The following is a 16561-nucleotide window of genomic DNA, read 5'->3' as shown; positions in this document are numbered from 1 at the left end:
CTGATAACTCAACGCGACTGCTGAGGGATCAGGCCGGTTCAGCGCCTCCCGGGCGGGGTGCACTTCGGGCCGCCCGGCTTATCGGCGCCCTTCCCCGGTTTTTCCCCACCCTTGCCGTTTCCGTTACCGCAGACCGGAGGCTTGACGGCTCCCGGCTCGGCGGTGACGAAGAGCGTCACGGTGGTTCCGGACTCGGCCGCGGTGAGCACGATGCGCCCCGCGCCCGACGCCGTCGCAGGAACGGTCACGGTGACGGCGGCAGCACCTGCGGCAACGGGAGCTGTCCCAAGCTGCGTGGTTGTGCCGTCGCTTCCGACATAGGCCGCGCTCAACGAGGTGTTGACCGGGCTGCCGAGGGAGGTAAGGTCCAGGCGGGACACCCCGAAGGACACCGCTTCGCCGGCCCGCACCGCACTCGGTGCGTTCTCGACGACAACCCCGCGGCGGGCGAAGGACGGCGACACCGGGCTGTTGTCCTTCAGGTAGGAGATCCAGGCGTCGCGGTCGACGAGGCCGGAGTCCTTGACGCCGGTGCCCTGGGCGAAGACGGAGAAGTTGTCGCCGCCCTGGGCCAGGAAGCTGAACGTCCCGATCCGGTAGCCCCGGGCGGGGTCGATCGGCTCGCCGTTGACGGTCACCGAGGTGATACGCGAACCACGCTCCAGCGCCGGGTCGAAGGTGTAGCTCACATTCTTGGAGAGCCCCAGCGCGAGGAAGGAGCGCGAGCTCCCCTCGGGCTGCCACTGCTGCTCAAGGAGTTCCTTGACCTGCGCACCGGTCAGGGTGGTGGTCCACAGGTTGTTCACGAACGGGAGAACCGCGTTGGCTTCGGCGTAGGTGATCACTCCGTCGGGCCCGTAGTAGAGCTCGTTGCGAAGGCCTCCCGGGTTGGCGACGCCGATCTCCGCCCCGCCCCGCTCGGCCGAGGAAAGGCTCGCCTTCAGCGAATCGGCAACCAGGTTGCCCAGCGTCGATTCGGAGGACCGGTCGTCGCGGGTGGTTCCGGTGAATGCGGTGGTGATGTCGGCGGTGACCGATGCGACCGGCTGTCCGCCGATCACGGCTGCCTCCTTCAGCGCGGCGTCGACGATTGCCTTCACCTGGGCGACCCGGGGGTAGGCAGCGACGAGGGATTCGTTGCTGTCGGTGGTCCGGGGGACGTTCCGCGCGGCGTAGGACTCCACGTCGCCCGTGCTGCTGTCGACCGTCAGCGTGATCTGGCCGATGAACTCGCCATAGGACCCGGTCTGCAGGATCGGCCGGGTTTCCCCGGGGGCGCCGGGGATCGGCGCATCCCAGGCGTACTGCTTGTGCGTATGCCCGGTGTAGATCGCGTCGACGAGCGGGGTGGTCAGGGTGACGATGTCGGCGAAGGTCCCGCCGGCGGCGACCTCCTCCTCGATCGTTCCGCCCTCGGCAACGCCGTCGCCGGCGCCGTCGTGGTACTCGGCAACGATGACGTCGGCAAGCCCGGCCGCCTCGATCTCCTTGGCCACCCGGTTGACTGCTTCAACCGGGTCGCCGAACTCAACGTTGGCGATGCCGGCCGGGCTGACAAGGGTTGCCGTGGATTCGGTGACGGCGCCGATGACGGCGACGTCGAGCCCGCCCACCTCCAGGAGAGCGTATTCCTCGAGCAGCGGATCCTCGGTGCCCTTGGCGTAGACGTTCGCCCCGAGGTAGGGGAACTTGGCCGTGTCGCTGACGCGTCCGGTGAGGTCGGCAAGGCCGCCGTCGAACTCGTGGTTTCCAACGGCCGAGGCACGCAGGTCAAGAGCGTTGAGCACGTCCAGCGTCGGCTTGTCCTGCTGCAGCGACGAGGCGAACAGCGAGGCGCCGATGTTGTCACCGGCCGAGAGGAACGCGGAGCTGCCCTCAGGGAAGTCGGCCTTGAGCTTCTCAACGGTTCCGGCGAACCGCACCGTGTTGGAGTCGATGCGCCCGTGGAAGTCGTTGATGTTCAGGAGGTTCAGCTCGGTCGTCGCGTCGGCGGCGTCGAGGTTCAGCCCCACGATCACCGGGTCGTGGTCGCTGGCCCGGTAGGGGTCGGGGGAGTAGTAGTTGGTGATGTTGTTGTTGTAGCGGCTGTATTCGAGGGCGACCGACTCGCCGGCGTTGATGTTCCAGGTGTCCACCCCTGCCACTGTCGCATCGGCGGCCGGTGAAGCGAGGATGTGGTCGAGCGAGCCGCTCAGGCCGGAAAAGATGTAGGAGTATTTGTCGGTCTTTTCGCCCTGGTTGAGGTAGCCGGCCTTGTAGAGCACCTGGAGGGGATCCTCGGCGGAGTAGGCGTTGAAGTCACCGGTCAGGAACACCTTTTCGGTTCCCGCCTCGGCCTTCATCCTGTCGGCGAAGCCAACGAGGGCGGTGGCCTGCTGCACCCGGGCGGCGTTCCAGGCGCCCTGGCCGTCGCCGGTGTCGGCGTTCTCGCCGGTCTTGGGGTCGGAACCCTTCGACTTGAAGTGGTTGACGATGGCGAGGAAGCGGGTTTCCGCGCCGCCGCCGGGACGCTCGAACGCCTGCGCGAGCGGCTTGCGGGCGTTGGCGAAGGCCGTGTTGTCGTTGAGGATGACCGACTCGCCGACCGGAACGGCCGCTGCCTTCTTGTAGATGAACGCCGTGCGGATGACATCTTCCTGCTCGAGGGCAGGCAGCGCGGCGGGCGAACGGACGTAATCCCAGACACCGGGGCTGCGCTCGTTCAGCGCGGCTGTCAGCGTGGCGAGCGCGTTGTCGCGGTTCTTGCCGAACTTCGCGGAGTTCTCGATCTCCGCGAGGGTCACGACGTCGGCACCGAGAGCGGTGATCGCCGAGACGATCTTCGCCTCCTGCCGCTCGAAGTTCTCCGCGTTCGCGGCGCCGCGGGCGTCGCACCCGCCGCGCACGGTGATCGGGTTGCCGGCGCGGTCGGTGTAGTAAGTGCACCCGGTGAGCTGGTCGCCGGTGGTCGGGAAGTAGTTAAGGACGTTGAACGAGGCGATCTTGAGGTTGCCTCCGACATTGGCGGGAGCGGCTGGGCGCTCGCCCGCGAAGGCGACCGGCTGCAGGGTTCCGGCAGTCGCCGGGGTCAACTCACCGACCGGCTGGAACTTCCAGGCGCTGTTGCGGTAGTCAAGGACGACGGGCGAGGTGAAGGTGGCCGTCGAGCCCACCCGGACCGGCTGGTCCGGCGTGAGATAGGGAAGGGGCTTGTTCCGGTTGGCGTCGTTGAGGAAGTTGGTCGTTGCGCCGTCGTCGAGCCGAACCGAACGTGCGGTGTTGTCGGCGGCCACTGCGGCGTTCTCGGGGGTGCCCGGGGGAGCGACCTCGGTGGGCTGCAGGAGCGGCTTGGTGCCGGCCGCGAGCGTGACCTCGCCGTACTGGTTCAGCGAGTAGTTGTCGGCGACGGTGAAGGTGCCTTCGGGGGTCAGGAGCATTCCCTCGAGCGCCTCACGGGCTTCCGCGGACGCCGGAAGGGGAAGGGACGGAGCCTTGACTTCCTCGGCGGGTTCGCTGAGCTTGGTCAGCCCTCCCGCGGCGACGGTGATCTGGGTCAGGGAGAAGAACTCCCCGGCCGTCCCGGTCACCTCGACATGGTCGCCGACGGCGACAGAACCGACGGTGGCGGGGGAGAAGACGAACACTGCATCTGATGCGCCCTGGTCCGCGGCCGCGCCGGTGCCCGGGGTCTGGAGGTAGAACCCTGCGAGGCCGCCTGTGGGGTAGGCCGCAGTCACCTTGCCGCGGGTGGTGACAGTCTTGCCCTTGAACGGGGTTTCAGCCCCGGAACCCTGGATCTCGCGGATGGCCACCGCCGGCACCGGTGCCGGAGGCTCAGTCGGCGGATCGGTCGGCGGGTCGGTGGGAGTCGCCGACGAGGCGGTGGGGGTGATCGTGCTGGAGAGCGCAAAGTCCGCCCGGTTGTTGTCGGTGTCGGCGCCGTTTGCGCGGTTCATCGACTTCTGGGTGCCGCCCGGTCCTGATGCGGCGGCGCCCTCAAAGGTGTTCGAGGTGCCGTAGCCCAGCAGGTCAGCCACGACGGCGTGCCCGACGACCGACTGCGTGGCCAGCGGGTTGACGGCGGCGCTCTGGCGGGCGAGCAGGATTGTTCCGGAGCTTCCGCTGAAGTTGAGGTTCCCCACGACGTCGGGGGCGGGAAGCGGCGCACCATGGGTTGAGTTGCTTGAACCCTGCACCAGGAAGTGGCCGCGGGCAGGGATGGTGCCGGTCAGGGGAGTGGTGCCGGTCGGGGCCGCCGTGCCCGTCGCAGACCGGTACTGGAGCGACCAGCCGTCGAGGTTCACGGCGGCGTCGGTGGGGTTGTAGAGCTCAATGAATTTGTTGCGGAACGGCGCTCCATCGCTGCCGCCCGTGACATAGGCCTCGTTGATCAGAACTGATGCTCCGGCGGCGGGGGTTGCTTCCTCCGCGGCCGCCGGGAGCGCTGCCCCCGGTGTGGCGAGCATTCCTACCGCCAGCGCCGCACTCAGCGCGCCTTTCCATGGCGAGTTTTTCATTCGGTCCGACTTTCAGTAATTCTGGCTGGGTACAGCCGTGAGTGGGGGTCGGCCTTATTGGCCGGGTGGATCTGCGCCAAGAATAAGTGACGCATGTGACATTCGTGGTTCGCGAGCAGTCAACCAGATCATCCTTAACTCCCGATGACGAGGAAGGGAAGAGCATGCGCCATCCCGCGCTGCTTTTTTCCCGAATCCTTGACAGAAGGGGGAGTGTGGGGGCCGACCGTACTTAAACAGAAACGGCCCCGGCCGAAGCCGGAACCGTTTCTCAGGGAGCGGAAGGTAAGGGATTCGAACCCTTGAGACGGGGTAACCGCCCACTGGTTTTCAAGACCAGCTCCTTCGGCCGCTCGGACAACCTTCCCCTCAGTAGTCTTTCATGGTGAACCTGCTCCCCCCAAATCCCTATGCGATCGGACACAGCCAGTGAAAGCCGTAGTGATCAGCCGTCCCGGAGGGCCTGAAAGCCTCGAACTGCGCGAGGTTCCCGACCCCGTGCCCGGCCCGGGGGAGGTGCTGATCGAGGTGGTTGCCGCCGGCCTGAACCGTGCCGACGTGCAGCAGCGCCGCGGCGTGTATCCGCCGCCTCCCGGCGCATCCGACTATCCGGGCCTTGAGGTCTCGGGCAGGGTGGCCGACCCGAACGGGTCAAGCTTTAGTGAGGGCGCCGCGGTCGTCGCACTCCTGGCCGGCGGGGGTTACGCCGAGCGGGTCGCCGTTCCGGCGGGTCAGGTCCTCGAGGCGCCCGGCGGCGTGAGCCTCGTCGAAGCCGCCGCCCTGCCCGAAGCCGCCGCCACTGTCTACTCCAACCTGTTCCTGACGGCCGGACTGAAGGCCGGGGAGCGGGTGCTGATCCACGGAGGCGCGGGCGGGATCGGCACGATGGCGATACAGCTCTGCCGCGAGTTTGGTGCGGTTCCGCTGGTCACGGCGGGATCCGCCGGAAAACTGCGTCTCGCCGCATCGCTGGGGGCCGAGACGCTCATCAACTACCGCGACCAGGACTTCGTCGCCGAGGCTGTCTCGGCGACGGACGGGGCGGGTGTCGACGTGATCCTCGACGTCATCGGCGCCAAGTACCTGCAGCGCAACATCGAGGCGCTCGCCGACGGCGGGCGCCTGGTGGTCATCGGGCTGCAGGGCGGCGTGACGGCCGAACTCAACCTTGGTGCGCTCCTGGCCAAGCGTGCCTGGCTCACCGGCACGTTGCTGCGGCCACGTTCCGTCAGCGAGAAGGCGCGGATCATGAGCGCCGTTCGGGAGCATGTGTGGCCACTCGTCGGACAGGGCCGGGTGCGGCCCCTCGTGGACCGGACCTTCCCCCTTGCCGAGGCCGCGGCAGCGCACGCGTACTTCGACTCCGGGGACCACACGGGAAAGATCCTGCTCGCCGTCGAAGCGTCCCCCGCCGGTCCGTAAGTGTGCTTCCGAAAGCCCGTCAACAGTGGAAAGCTTGAGGCATCCGAACGGCATCCATGACGAGGAGGAACTCCGTGTCGAACCAGACCCCGGCAGATGAAAACGAGGACAACAAGGGCGGACTGTCCCAGGCGGCCGAAAGCCTGACCCAGAACCTTGCCGACCAGGTGCCCGACGGCATTGACAGTGGGCCGCACGACACCGCCAACGAGGGCGAAGATCCACGCACCCGGACCCACTCAAGCCTGAGCGAAGGCTCAAACGCCAACGACGACGACCGGTAGGTCCCACCGGTCGACCCTTGGCTCCCCGCCCGCACCACGGGGTGGGGGACGCACGGGCATGCCGGAGCGGCGTCGTTCGCCGCAGATCCACGGCCTTTCGGCGACTAAACCCCGGAGAAGGCCTTGAGATGTGACGCGCACCTCAGTACGTTGCTACCTTTCTGTGCATCACACCACTCGTATTCATAGGGAGCACCATGAGTGAGAAGCACAACGGGGCGCACGGGCACGAAGGAGTGCTCAAGACCGACCCCGACCTTCCGCCCACCGCAATCGACGCGGCGGTGGCTGACGCGGAGGACCGCCGGTGGACACCGGCCAAGATCGCCATCTGGGTAGGCATCGCACTGCTGGGCGGCATCGCCTGGGTGATGCTGGCCATCGTCCGGGGTGAGACAGTCAACGCCATCTGGTTCGTCTTCGCGGCTGTCTGCACCTACTTCATCGCCTACCGGTTCTACTCGAAGTTCATCGAGCGGAAGCTGCTCCAGCCCGACGACCGCCGGGCCACTCCCGCCGAGTACAAGGCCGACGGCAAGGACTACGTCGCCACCGACCGCCGCGTGCTCTACGGACACCACTTCGCCGCGATCGCCGGCGCCGGCCCGCTCGTCGGCCCGGTCCTCGCAGCCCAGATGGGCTACCTCCCCGGCACGCTCTGGATCATCTTCGGAGTGATCCTCGCCGGTGCGGTGCAGGACTACCTCGTGATGTTCTTCTCGATGCGGCGCGGCGGCCGCTCGCTGGGCCAGATGGCCCGGGAGGAGCTTGGCGTCGTCGGCGGCACCGCGGCCCTCATCGCGACCCTGACGATCATGATCATCATCGTGGCCATCCTCGCCCTCGTCGTCGTCAACGCCCTCGGTGAGAGCCCGTGGGGCGTGTTCTCGGTCTCCATGACCATCCCCATCGCGCTGTTCATGGGCGTCTACCTGCGCTACCTGCGGCCGGGCAAGGTCACCGAGGTCTCACTGATCGGATTCGTCCTGCTGATGCTCGCCATCGTTGCCGGCGGCTGGATCGCCGAAACCGAGTGGGGCGTCGCGCTCTTCACCCTCGACCGCGTCACCATCGCCTGGGGCATCATCATCTACGGGTTCATCGCCGCCGTCCTGCCGGTCTGGCTGCTCCTTGCACCCCGTGACTACCTTTCGACGTTCATGAAGATCGGGACGATCGTGCTGCTGGCCGTGGCCATCATCATCACCCGTCCGGAAATCAGCGTGCCGGCGGTCAGCGAATTCGCTGCGACAGGCACCGGCCCGGTCGTCCCCGGCCCGCTCTTCCCCTTCCTTTTCGTGACGATCGCCTGTGGTGCCCTCTCGGGCTTCCACGCACTGATCGCCTCGGGAACGACGCCGAAACTGATCGAAAAGGAACGCCAGACCCGCTTCATCGGGTACGGCGGAATGCTCATGGAGTCATTCGTCGCGATCATGGCGCTCGTCGCGGCGCTCTCGATCGACCGCGGCATCTACTTCGCCATGAACTCCTCGGCGGCGGCAACCGGAGGCACGGTGGAGGGCGCTGTCGCCTTCGTCAACGGCCTCGGGCTGACCGGCGTGAACCTCGCACCCGAGGCGCTCACCCAGCTGGCCGGCAATGTCGGTGAGGAATCTGTTGTGTCACGCACCGGCGGGGCACCCACCCTCGCCGTCGGCATCGCCCAGATCATGCAGGGCCTGTTCGGCGGGTCCGGGGCGATGGCCTTCTGGTACCACTTCGCCATCATGTTCGAGGCGCTGTTCATCCTCACCGCAGTCGACGCCGGGACCCGCGTTGCCCGGTTCATGCTCCAGGACAGCATCGGCAACTTCGTCCCGCGCTTCAAGGACACCTCCTGGCGGGTAGGGGCCTGGGTGTGTACAGCGATCATGGTCGCGGGCTGGGGGGCGATCCTGATCATGGGCGTCACCGACCCGCTGGGCGGCATCAACACCCTGTTCCCGCTGTTCGGCATCGCCAACCAGCTGCTCGCCGCCATCGCGCTGGCCGTCTGCATGGCAATCTGCGCGAAGAAGGGGGCCTTCAAGTACCTGTGGATCCCCGCCCTTCCGCTGGCCTTCGCCGCTGTGGTGACCATCTCGGCGTCGTTCCTGAAGATCTTCTCCCCGGTGCCCGCCATCGGCTACTGGGCGCAGCACAACGCGTTCAAGGACGCCCTTGCTGCCGGCGAGCAGAGCTTCGGCAACGCCCCGACGGTTGAGGCGATGGAGAAGGTGGTCACCAACACCTTCATCCAGGGCACCCTGTCCATCGTCTTCGTGACGCTGGCGATCATCGTGATCATCACGGCGATCCTCGCCACGATCAAGGCCTACCGCAACGGCGGGGGAGCCAGCATGGAGGATCCCGCCGTTCCCTCACGCTCCTACGCACCGTCCGGCCTGATCGCCACTCCGGCGGAGAAGGAGCTCGAACGGCAGTGGAACGCCCTTGAGCTCAACAAGCGCCCGGTGAGGTCGGGGCACTGATGAGCACGGCAACCGTCTTCGGCAAGGCGCGTGAAACCGCCCGCGAACTGGCCTGGCTGTTCAAGGGGGTCATGGGCGAAAACGCCTACCAGGCGTACCTCGAGCACCATGCTGCAACCCACAGCAGCAAGAAGCCAATGAGCGAGCGGGAGTTCTGGCGGGACAAGACCGACCGTCAGGACAGCAACCCCGAAGGCCGCTGCTGCTAGGCGCACCTCGGCATCCGGGCCGGCCGGAGATTCCCCACGGGGAGTCTCCGGCCGGTTCTTGCCTTAACGCGGCCGGCGGGCCCGCGGTGCAGGTGCCCGTCGAACGTCACTTCCCGGTCGGGCAGGCGGTGGGCGTGAGAATATAGGCACATGAGTGAACAGCCAGGGAGCCCATCGAGCAGCGTTCCACCGCCTGCCGGGCCGGTGCAGGAGGACGGCGGCCAGGAGACGATGCCGGAGGCCGGCGGCCCCGAGGCGGCACCCGGGGCCCCTGAACAGGGCAGGCCGGCCACGCTCGCCGAACTCGTCGACCAGCCTGCGAAAGTCATGCGGATCGGCACGATGCTCAAGCAGCTCCTCGAGGAAGTGCGCTCGGCCCCGCTCGACGATGCCGGCCGCACACGCCTCGCCGAAATCCATGACCGGTCCCTGACCGAGCTTGAGGACGGCCTCGCGCCCGAACTGGTGAACGAGCTCCGGCGCATCAATCTGCCCTTCGACGGGGAATCGGTGCCCACCGACGCCGAGCTGCGGGTGGCCCAGGCGCAGCTCGTTGGCTGGCTTGAAGGCCTGTTCCATGGCATCCAAACTGCCCTTGCCGCCCAGCAGATGGCAAACCAGCAGCTGGCCGCGAAGCTTCAACTCCGCCAGCTTCCGCCGGGGACGGTGATCGGCCCGGGCATCGTGGTCGGTGAGGATGGCGAACCCAAGCGCGTCACCGTCCGGGGCCACGACGAAACACACCCGCCGGATTCCCGCCGTCCCGGCCAGTACCTCTAGTACTACATGGCCTTTTTCGCAGCGGCCCGGCAGGGCCGCCAGGATGACGCTGAGCTCGGTACAGGGGTGTGGCGGCGTGCCCATGACCGTTTCCGGCGGGGGCTCGACCGCTACCACCAGGTCCTTGAGGGCGTTGAGGACGATGAGTTGTACAACGAGCTCGTGGCCGTTGCCAACACCCTCGCCGAACTGCTGCCCCGGGTGCGCGCCGTGTGCGCGCTGGCCCACGCAAGCTGGCCCAGCGAGGGGCTCGACATTCCAGGGGGCGGCATCCAGGTGCACCGGGCGCTGTCCCGCGCCGGAAACACCCTCGCAACGACGGCTGAGGCCGCCGCCATGACCCGGCTCGACGGCGAACGCTGGGGGGTGGCGTCAGCAGGTCTTGAAAACGTGCGCAGGCGCGCGGCACTGGTGACCGAGGACGTGGTGGAGGCCGAGGCGCAGCTGCCCGGCTGACCGCCGGGGCGGGTTGAAACATCCGATGGTTGCCTTGCGAAATAAATCCCGAGTGTGCTTAGTTGTCCTGATATGACTACATCACCGAATCTGACCTTCAACGACGGCTCCACCATCCCGCAGCTCGGCTACGGCGTATGGCAGGTCGAGGACAATGTGGCCGAAGACGTGGTGGGCCAGGCGTTCAAGGCCGGCTACCGACACATCGACACCGCCAAGATCTACGGCAATGAGGCGGGCGTGGGCCGCGCCATCGCGTCATCGGGGCTGGAGCGGGACGAGCTGTTCATCACGACGAAACTGTGGAACAGCGACCAGGGGTACGACACCACCCTTCGCGCCTTCGACGACTCGATGGACCGCCTCGGACTCGAAACCCTCGACCTCTACCTCATCCACTGGCTGCAGCCCAAGCAGGGGAAGTACCTGGAGACGTGGAAGGCTTTCATCGAACTGCAGAAGCAGGGCCGCATCAAGAGCATCGGCGTCTCGAACTTCACAGTCGACACGCTGCAGGAACTCATCGACGCCACCGGAGTGACGCCGGTCATCAATCAGGTTGAGACCCATCCGTACTTCAACCAGCAGGAACTGCGCACCTTCGAGGAAGCCAACGGCATCCTGCACCAGTCGTACTCGCCGCTGGGCTCCGGCAGGGGCCTGCTCGACGATCCGGTGCTGCAGGACATCGCGAAGCGGCGCAACGCCACCGCCGCCCAGGTTGTCCTTGCGTGGCATCTGGCCCTGGGCATGGTCGTCATCCCCAAGTCCGTGACCCAGTCCCGGATCGAGGAGAACTGGGCCTCGCTGGATCTCACGCTCGAGGATGAGGACATCCAGGCGATCAACGCCCTCGACAAGGGTGAAGCCGGCCGCTTCGGCGCCGACCCCACGATCGCCGACTTCCGCTAAGGACAAGCCTTCATGCCCCGCACCGACCTGCCGCTCGCCGAACTCGTCGAATACCGGCCGGCGGTGCGGGAGCCTGGGGACTTCGACGCGTTCTGGGACCGGACCCTCAGACAGGCGCGGGAGCACGACCTCGACGTCGCCGCCCGGGTAGTCGACACCCCGTACACCACGGTGACGGTCCGGGATGTGTCATTCCGTGGCTTTGGCGGCGACCGTATCAGCGCCTGGCTCACCACGCCCGCCCACGCCACGGGGCCGCTGCCGGCCGTCGTCGAATTCATCGGCTACAACGACGGCAGGGACCTGCCCGGGGAGAAGCTGCACTGGGCGAGCGCGGGCTATGCGCACCTGCTGGTTGACACCCGGGGGCAGGGCGCCGTCGCCGGAGGGCAGGGCTCGACACCTGACCCGCACGGCTCCGGGGCCAGCACCCCGGGCTTCATGACACGCGGGATCGAAAGCCCGGAGTCGTACTACTACCGCAGGGTCTTCACCGACGCCGTGCGCGCCGTCGAAGCGGCCCGCGCGCTGCCGCAGGTCAACCCGGACACGGTCGCGGTGCACGGGGTCAGCCAGGGCGGAGGAATCTCCCTTGCGGTTGCCGGCCTGGTTCCGGACCTCGCGGCGGTCCTGCCCGACGTCCCGTTCCTCTGCCATTTCGAGAGGGCGCTGGAGATCTGCGAGACCGACCCGTTCGCCGAGATCGTCAGGTATCTCGCCGTGCACCGGGGAACGGCGGAGACGGCCCTCACCACGCTTTCGTACTTCGACGCGGTCAACTTCGCCCGGCGGGCCGCAGCACCGGCGTTGTTCTCGGTGGCCCTGATGGATACAGTGTGCCCGCCGTCGACCGTCTATGCCGCGTTCAACTCATACGCCGGGACGGTCAAGGAGATCATCGCCTACCCCTTCAACAACCACGAGGGCGGGCAGAGCCACCAGCGCCACGCCCAGCGGCAGTGGCTGGCCGGCCAGCTGAGCCGGGACGGGGTGCGCCGGTCCGGGCCGTGAGGGCCCGTCCGGCTGCGGCGGGGGTCCCGTGGATCAGGTGCCCGCCGAGGCAAGAGCGGGAGCTGCGAGCAGCACGGGCAGCTGCCAGTCCCTCGCGGGCGCCAACACGATGCCCACGCAGTGATAGGCCGACGACGGCGTGATCACGACCGGCCCGGGAGCCCGTCCCAGGACGCTGTGCGGCGGAGCCAGCTGCCCCACCGGATCCGCGGCACCCGGAACCGCGTAGGCGAGCACCCAGTACCTTCCTGCCGGAACATTGAGGAACACGAACGTGTCGGTGCCATCAAGCAGGCATGCGGCGGCCGGCCGCCCGCGGGGAGACGGCGTCGCAAACAGGCCGACATATACCGAAGGGGCATGACCGACCGCCTCGGCAGCGGCGGGGAGCAGTTCAAGGGTTCCGGCCACCACGCCGCCGCCCGGGTGACGGGGCGGCAGATAGACAGGCCGGGGCGGGTGGTCGGCGAGGATGTGCGGCAGCACGCGGAAGCGGCCCGGGCTGAACCCGACATCCTCGGCAAACCTCCTGCTGAACGTGCCAAGCGAGGTGAATCCCACCTCGAAGCAGATATCCACCACCGGTTCATCGGTTTCGAGGAGCAGCTTCTTGGCACGTGCGAACCGTGAGTTCGCAAGGTACCTGCCGGGCGGAATGCCGATGTACGACTCGAAGCGCCGGGCCAGGTGGAAGGGGCTGTAGCTCACATGGTCGGCGATATCGGCGAGGGAAAGCGGCCCGCCGGCGTTCGACGTGATGAACCGTGCGGCGCGGACGGCAGTATGGTCAACCAGTTCGGGTTCTTGTTCCACATCAACTCCCGGCACCGATCATCCCGCAAGCCGCCCCGACCGTAAAGGGCGGAGCGGGCGTGCCGCCGGCACACGGGTGCAGCTGGAACCAGAAAACCCCCGGAATCCGCAGATTCCAGGGGTTTCGTTGAGCCTCCTGCCAGAGTCGAACTGGCGACCTTCTCATTACGAGTGAGACGCTCTACCGACTGAGCTAAGGAGGCACGCTTCCTGGCCGGCGCCCCGAGAGGCGGGCCATTCCACAAGGACCAACTCTATAAGAGCCTGAGCCCGCTGGTCAAAGCGGGGGAAGCAGCACCCGTTTCAGCACCGGGCGCCGTCTTCGGGCACCGTTCCGTCAATGAAGTAGGAATCGACGATGTCCTCGATGCAGTCCCCGGCACGCCCGTAGGCGGTGTGGCCCTCGCCCTCCCAGGTGACGTGGACGGCCGAATCGAGCTGCTCCGCAAGGGAGAGCGACCATTCGTAGGGTGTGGCGGGATCGCCCGTCGTGCCGATGACGAGCAGCGGTTCCGCTCCCGGGGCGCTGGCGGGAGCCGGCTTGTCAACCGGCCCGTACTTCCATGCCTCGCAGGTCACCCCGCCGTAGGCAAGGAACTCCCCGAAGGTCGGAGACGCGGCAACGAGCTTCTGCTCGTCGGCGCGCATCCCCTCGGGGCTCGAGACCATCGGGTAGTCAAGGCAGTTGACCGCGAGGAAGGCGTCGGTCGCGTTCGAGGCGTAGGTGCCGTCGGGCTCGCGCTCATAGGCGAGGTCCGCAAGGCGCAGCATGGGATCCACGTCGCCCTGCAGGGCGCTGTCGACGGCCTCGGTGAGCACCGGCCAGTTCGCGTCGTCGTACAGGGGGAGGATGAACCCCTGTACGAACGCCCCGACCGTCACCAGCCGGCCGTCGGCGGCGGTTCGTGGCTCCTTTTCCACCGACGCGAAGAGCTCCTGAAGCTCCGCAACACCCTCATCGACGCTGCCCGACAGCGGGCACTCGTCGCGGGACTGGCAGTCGGCGACGTAGGCCCGCACCGCCTTTTCGAACGCCACGGCCTGGCCCAGCGTCACTTCCTCGCTGGTGAGCGCCGGGTCGATGGCGCCGTCTAGCACAAGCCGGCCCGAGCGTCCCGGGAAGAGCCCGGCATACGCCGCTCCGAGCTGCGTACCGTAGGAGAACCCGAGGTAGTTCAGCTTGGGGCCCCCGGACAGTGCGCGCAGGATGTCCATGTCGCGTGCTGCGCTTTCGGTGTCGACGAAGCCGAGGAGCTCGCCGGTGCGCTCGGCGCAAAGGTCCGCGTACTCCCGGGCATCGGCGCGCAGCAGCTCAAGCGCTTCGGCGTCGGGGGTGGCGCCGGGAATGAACTCCTCGCGGGCCGCGTCCTGCTCCGCGTCGGTGCGGCACTCGACGGCGGTGGACCTGCTCACCCCGCGCGGGTCGAACCCGACGACGTCGTAGGCCTCCCGAAGGCGCTCGCTGACCACCCGGTCGAGCGAGTCCCGGACGATGTTGTAGCCGGAGCCGCCCGGCCCGCCAGGATTCACCAGCACCGTCCCCTGCGCCTCACCGGTGGAGTCGGCGCGGATCGCCTGGACCTCGATTGTCGCCCGCCCCGGATCGGAGTAGTCCATCGGCACCTCCACCCGGGCACAGGCGAAGTCCTCCTCGCACGGCTCCCACTCCACTTCCTGGCTGTAGAAGGGCTCAAGGTCGGGAGGAACCGCTCCAATCACTTCGGGATCCGCCGTCACCGCTCCGGTTTCCGGGGTGCGGTCGGGCTGCAGGAAGGGCAGTGAACACCCCGAGATGGCGAAGAGCAGGGCCGCACTAGCGGCCGCAAGCCGGCGGCGTGCTCCGCGCCGGTGCGGAGCGGGTCCGGCGGACAGTGTCATCGGGCGAGGTCCTTTCGGGACAGCAGGCTCACGGCCATGGCTTCGATGGCCAGCAGCGGTGACACGTTGGTTCCGACCAGGCGGGTGCGGACCTCGTTGATCGCCTCGATGCGCCGCAGGGTGTCCTCGGGCGACTCGCGCCGGGCGAACTCCTCAAGCTCGGGTCGCAGCGGTTCGTTGACCAGCTCGCGCCCGCTCGACACCTGAAGCATGAGCACATCGCGGTAGAAGGAGATGAGGTCGGTCAGCGCCCGGTCGAAGTAGTCGTTCTTCGAGCGCTTGGCGCGCCGGGTCTGGTCCTCCTCGAGGCGCTTGACCTGGCCGCGCATTGACGGCGGAAGGGTTCCGGTTTCGGGGGCGCCGAGGGCGGTGAGCAGGGCGGCGCGTTCGCTCGCGTCGCGTTGTTCGAATGAACTTGTCGCCTCGGCCTCGGCGAGCTTCACGAGGTCGGCCGCTGCCTTCATGGCGCCGGAGACGGAGCGCAGGGTCAGCGGCAGGCGGACAATCTGGTTGCGGCGTTCGCGGGCGCCCTCGTCGGTGGCGAGCCGCTTTGCTACCCCGATGTGGCTCTGGGCGGCGCGGGCCGCCGCCTCGGCGGTGGCCGGATCGATGCCGTCGCGCGCCACGAGCAGTTCGGCCACGTCGCGCACCGGGGGCAGGCGCAGGCTGACCATCCGGCAGCGGGAACGGATCGTGACAAGGACATCCCCGGGGCTCGGCGCGCAAAGCAGCCAGATGGTGCGTGGCGGCGGCTCCTCAATGGCCTTCAGGAGCACGTTCGTGCTGCGCTCCTGCATCCGGTCGGCGTCTTCGACGATGATCACCCGCCAGCGGCCCGTGGACGGCTTGTCCTGGGCCTTCCGCACCAGCTCGCGGGCTTCTTCGATGGTGATCGTGACCTTCTCAGTCGTCACGTTCGTCAGGTCGGCGTGCGACCCGGCGAGCACGGTGCGGCAGCCCTTGCACGTTCCGCAGCCGCGTTCGGAGAGCGCCTCGCGGTCGCACAGCAGCGCCGCGGCGAAGGCCCGGGCGGCGTTTGAACGGCCCGATCCCGGCGGACCCGTGAACAGCCATGCGTGAGTCGGAGCGCCCGATTGCGACGCCCTTCGAAGCTGCTCCAGCACCGGCTCCTGCCCCCGCAGATCGGCCCAGACGCTCACTGCAGCCGCTCCAGCACCGCAGCCAGGATGTCCGCGGCGAGGTCGTCGACAGCGCCACCGGCCGGGAGGACGAGGTACCGTCCGGGCGCCTGCCCGGCCAGCCCAAGGAACGCCGAGCGGATGCGCTGATGGAAGTCGTCGGGCTCGGACTCCATCCGGTCCTCGGCCGCATCACCGGCGGTGCGCCGGCTGCGGCCCACCTCGGGTGAAACATCGAGGAGCACAGTGAGGTCCGGCAGCAGGTTCTCCACCGCCCAGAGGTTGAGGTCAAGCACGCTCTGGGCTCCCAGATCGCGCCCTGCGCCCTGGTAGGCCACCGAGGAATCGACGTAGCGGTCGCACACGACGACCTCGCCGCGCCTCAGGGCCGGAAGGATCACCTGCTGGACATGGGCGGCACGGGAGGCGGCGAACAACAGGGCCTCGGTCCGCGCATCGATTTCACCCTGCCCGTGTTCGAGCACCAGGGCACGGAGTTTCTCCCCAACGGGAGTGCCTCCGGGTTCCCGTGTGCGCACCACTGTCCGGCCGCTCTGCTCGAGCGCGCGGCACAGGGCACCGACCTGGGTTGATTTACCGGCCCCGTCGCCGCCCTCGAAGGCAACAAAGAGCCCGGGAAGGCCGTGCGGTTTATGGAGCGTCACGCCTCCAGACTACCGAGTGACG

13 protein-coding genes and 2 tRNA genes are annotated in these 16561 nt (G+C 67.8%); 8 read left to right on the top strand and 7 right to left on the bottom strand.

What is annotated here, in order from left to right; genetic code table 11:
- Nucleotides 1-38: 38 nt before the first annotated feature.
- Entirely contained in the window at nucleotides 39-4496 is a 4458-nt protein-coding gene (locus AC4D14_RS11685; RefSeq protein WP_490902458.1) for an ExeM/NucH family extracellular endonuclease, read from the bottom strand.
- Nucleotides 4497-4775: 279 nt separating this feature from the next.
- Nucleotides 4776-4863 (bottom strand) — tRNA-Ser (locus AC4D14_RS11680).
- 62 nt (nucleotides 4864-4925) lie between these two features.
- Between AC4D14_RS11680 and AC4D14_RS11675 the strand changes: the two genes are divergently transcribed.
- The 8 genes from AC4D14_RS11675 to AC4D14_RS11640 all read left to right on the top strand — a co-directional run bounded on the left by AC4D14_RS11675 (nucleotide 4926) and on the right by AC4D14_RS11640 (nucleotide 12044).
- Nucleotides 4926-5918 carry an NAD(P)H-quinone oxidoreductase gene (locus AC4D14_RS11675; protein ID WP_490902456.1) on the top strand — a complete coding sequence of 331 codons (993 nt, stop codon included), beginning with the start codon at nucleotides 4926-4928 and terminating at the stop codon, nucleotides 5916-5918.
- Nucleotides 5919-5992: 74 nt separating this feature from the next.
- Nucleotides 5993-6202: a hypothetical protein gene (locus tag AC4D14_RS11670; RefSeq protein ID WP_490902455.1), complete on the top strand. Its 210-nt coding sequence runs from the start codon at nucleotides 5993-5995 to the stop codon at nucleotides 6200-6202.
- 197 nt (nucleotides 6203-6399) lie between these two features.
- Entirely contained in the window at nucleotides 6400-8676 is a 2277-nt protein-coding gene (locus tag AC4D14_RS11665; RefSeq protein ID WP_490902454.1) for a carbon starvation CstA family protein, read from the top strand.
- On the top strand, nucleotides 8676-8885 hold the full coding sequence (locus AC4D14_RS11660) for a YbdD/YjiX family protein (RefSeq protein WP_490902453.1): 210 nt from the start codon (nucleotides 8676-8678) through the stop codon (nucleotides 8883-8885). The genes AC4D14_RS11665 and AC4D14_RS11660 overlap by 1 nt, the downstream gene beginning before the upstream one ends.
- A gap of 150 nt (nucleotides 8886-9035) precedes the next feature.
- Complete coding sequence (locus AC4D14_RS11655; RefSeq protein WP_490902451.1) at nucleotides 9036-9665, top strand: bacterial proteasome activator family protein; 630 nt, start codon at nucleotides 9036-9038, stop codon at nucleotides 9663-9665.
- Nucleotides 9666-9671: 6 nt separating this feature from the next.
- The gene (locus tag AC4D14_RS11650; protein ID WP_490902449.1) at nucleotides 9672-10121 is read left to right on the top strand and encodes a hypothetical protein; all 450 of its coding nucleotides are present in this window, start codon (nucleotides 9672-9674) and stop codon (nucleotides 10119-10121) included.
- A gap of 72 nt (nucleotides 10122-10193) precedes the next feature.
- Nucleotides 10194-11033, top strand: coding sequence for an aldo/keto reductase (locus AC4D14_RS11645; protein WP_490902448.1), 840 nt, complete (start codon nucleotides 10194-10196; stop codon nucleotides 11031-11033).
- 12 nt (nucleotides 11034-11045) lie between these two features.
- Nucleotides 11046-12044 (top strand): acetylxylan esterase, encoded by a 999-nt coding sequence (locus AC4D14_RS11640; protein WP_490902445.1) that lies wholly within the window; start codon nucleotides 11046-11048, stop codon nucleotides 12042-12044.
- Nucleotides 12045-12077: 33 nt separating this feature from the next.
- On the opposite strand, the gene AC4D14_RS11635 is transcribed toward AC4D14_RS11640, so the two are convergent.
- The 5 genes from AC4D14_RS11635 to tmk all read right to left on the bottom strand — a co-directional run bounded on the left by AC4D14_RS11635 (nucleotide 12078) and on the right by tmk (nucleotide 16539).
- Nucleotides 12078-12857 carry a helix-turn-helix domain-containing protein gene (locus AC4D14_RS11635; protein WP_490902444.1) on the bottom strand — a complete coding sequence of 260 codons (780 nt, stop codon included), beginning with the start codon at nucleotides 12855-12857 and terminating at the stop codon, nucleotides 12078-12080.
- A gap of 130 nt (nucleotides 12858-12987) precedes the next feature.
- Nucleotides 12988-13060: transfer RNA gene (locus AC4D14_RS11630), tRNA-Thr, on the bottom strand.
- Between the two features lie 100 nt (nucleotides 13061-13160).
- Nucleotides 13161-14735, bottom strand: coding sequence for an alpha/beta hydrolase (locus AC4D14_RS11625; RefSeq protein ID WP_490902443.1), 1575 nt, complete (start codon nucleotides 14733-14735; stop codon nucleotides 13161-13163).
- Complete coding sequence (locus AC4D14_RS11620) at nucleotides 14732-15895, bottom strand: DNA polymerase III subunit delta' (protein WP_490902441.1); 1164 nt, start codon at nucleotides 15893-15895, stop codon at nucleotides 14732-14734. The genes AC4D14_RS11625 and AC4D14_RS11620 overlap by 4 nt, the downstream gene beginning before the upstream one ends.
- Nucleotides 15892-16539, bottom strand: coding sequence for a dTMP kinase (tmk, locus tag AC4D14_RS11615; RefSeq protein WP_490902439.1), 648 nt, complete (start codon nucleotides 16537-16539; stop codon nucleotides 15892-15894). Before tmk ends, AC4D14_RS11620 begins: the two co-directional genes overlap by 4 nt.
- Nucleotides 16540-16561: the final 22 nt, after the last annotated feature.

The sequence above is a fragment of the Arthrobacter sp. TJ-254 genome (assembly GCF_058269175.1).
Note: the sequence above shows the minus strand (reverse complement) of the source record. Positions and strands in the feature narration are given on the sequence as shown.

Excerpts from the sequence above, each read along its gene's own strand:
- AC4D14_RS11685 (WP_490902458.1), bottom strand. The coding sequence starts at position 4,496 with ATGAAAAACTCGCCATGGAAAGGCGCGCTGAGTGCGGCGCTGGCGGTA.
- AC4D14_RS11665 (WP_490902454.1), top strand. The coding sequence starts at position 6,400 with ATGAGTGAGAAGCACAACGGGGCGCACGGGCACGAAGGAGTGCTCAAG.
- AC4D14_RS11660 (WP_490902453.1), top strand. The coding sequence starts at position 8,676 with ATGAGCACGGCAACCGTCTTCGGCAAGGCGCGTGAAACCGCCCGCGAA.
- AC4D14_RS11655 (WP_490902451.1), top strand. The coding sequence starts at position 9,036 with ATGAGTGAACAGCCAGGGAGCCCATCGAGCAGCGTTCCACCGCCTGCC.
- AC4D14_RS11650 (WP_490902449.1), top strand. The coding sequence starts at position 9,672 with ATGGCCTTTTTCGCAGCGGCCCGGCAGGGCCGCCAGGATGACGCTGAG.
- AC4D14_RS11645 (WP_490902448.1), top strand. The coding sequence starts at position 10,194 with ATGACTACATCACCGAATCTGACCTTCAACGACGGCTCCACCATCCCG.
- AC4D14_RS11640 (WP_490902445.1), top strand. The coding sequence starts at position 11,046 with ATGCCCCGCACCGACCTGCCGCTCGCCGAACTCGTCGAATACCGGCCG.
- AC4D14_RS11625 (WP_490902443.1), bottom strand. The coding sequence starts at position 14,735 with ATGACACTGTCCGCCGGACCCGCTCCGCACCGGCGCGGAGCACGCCGC.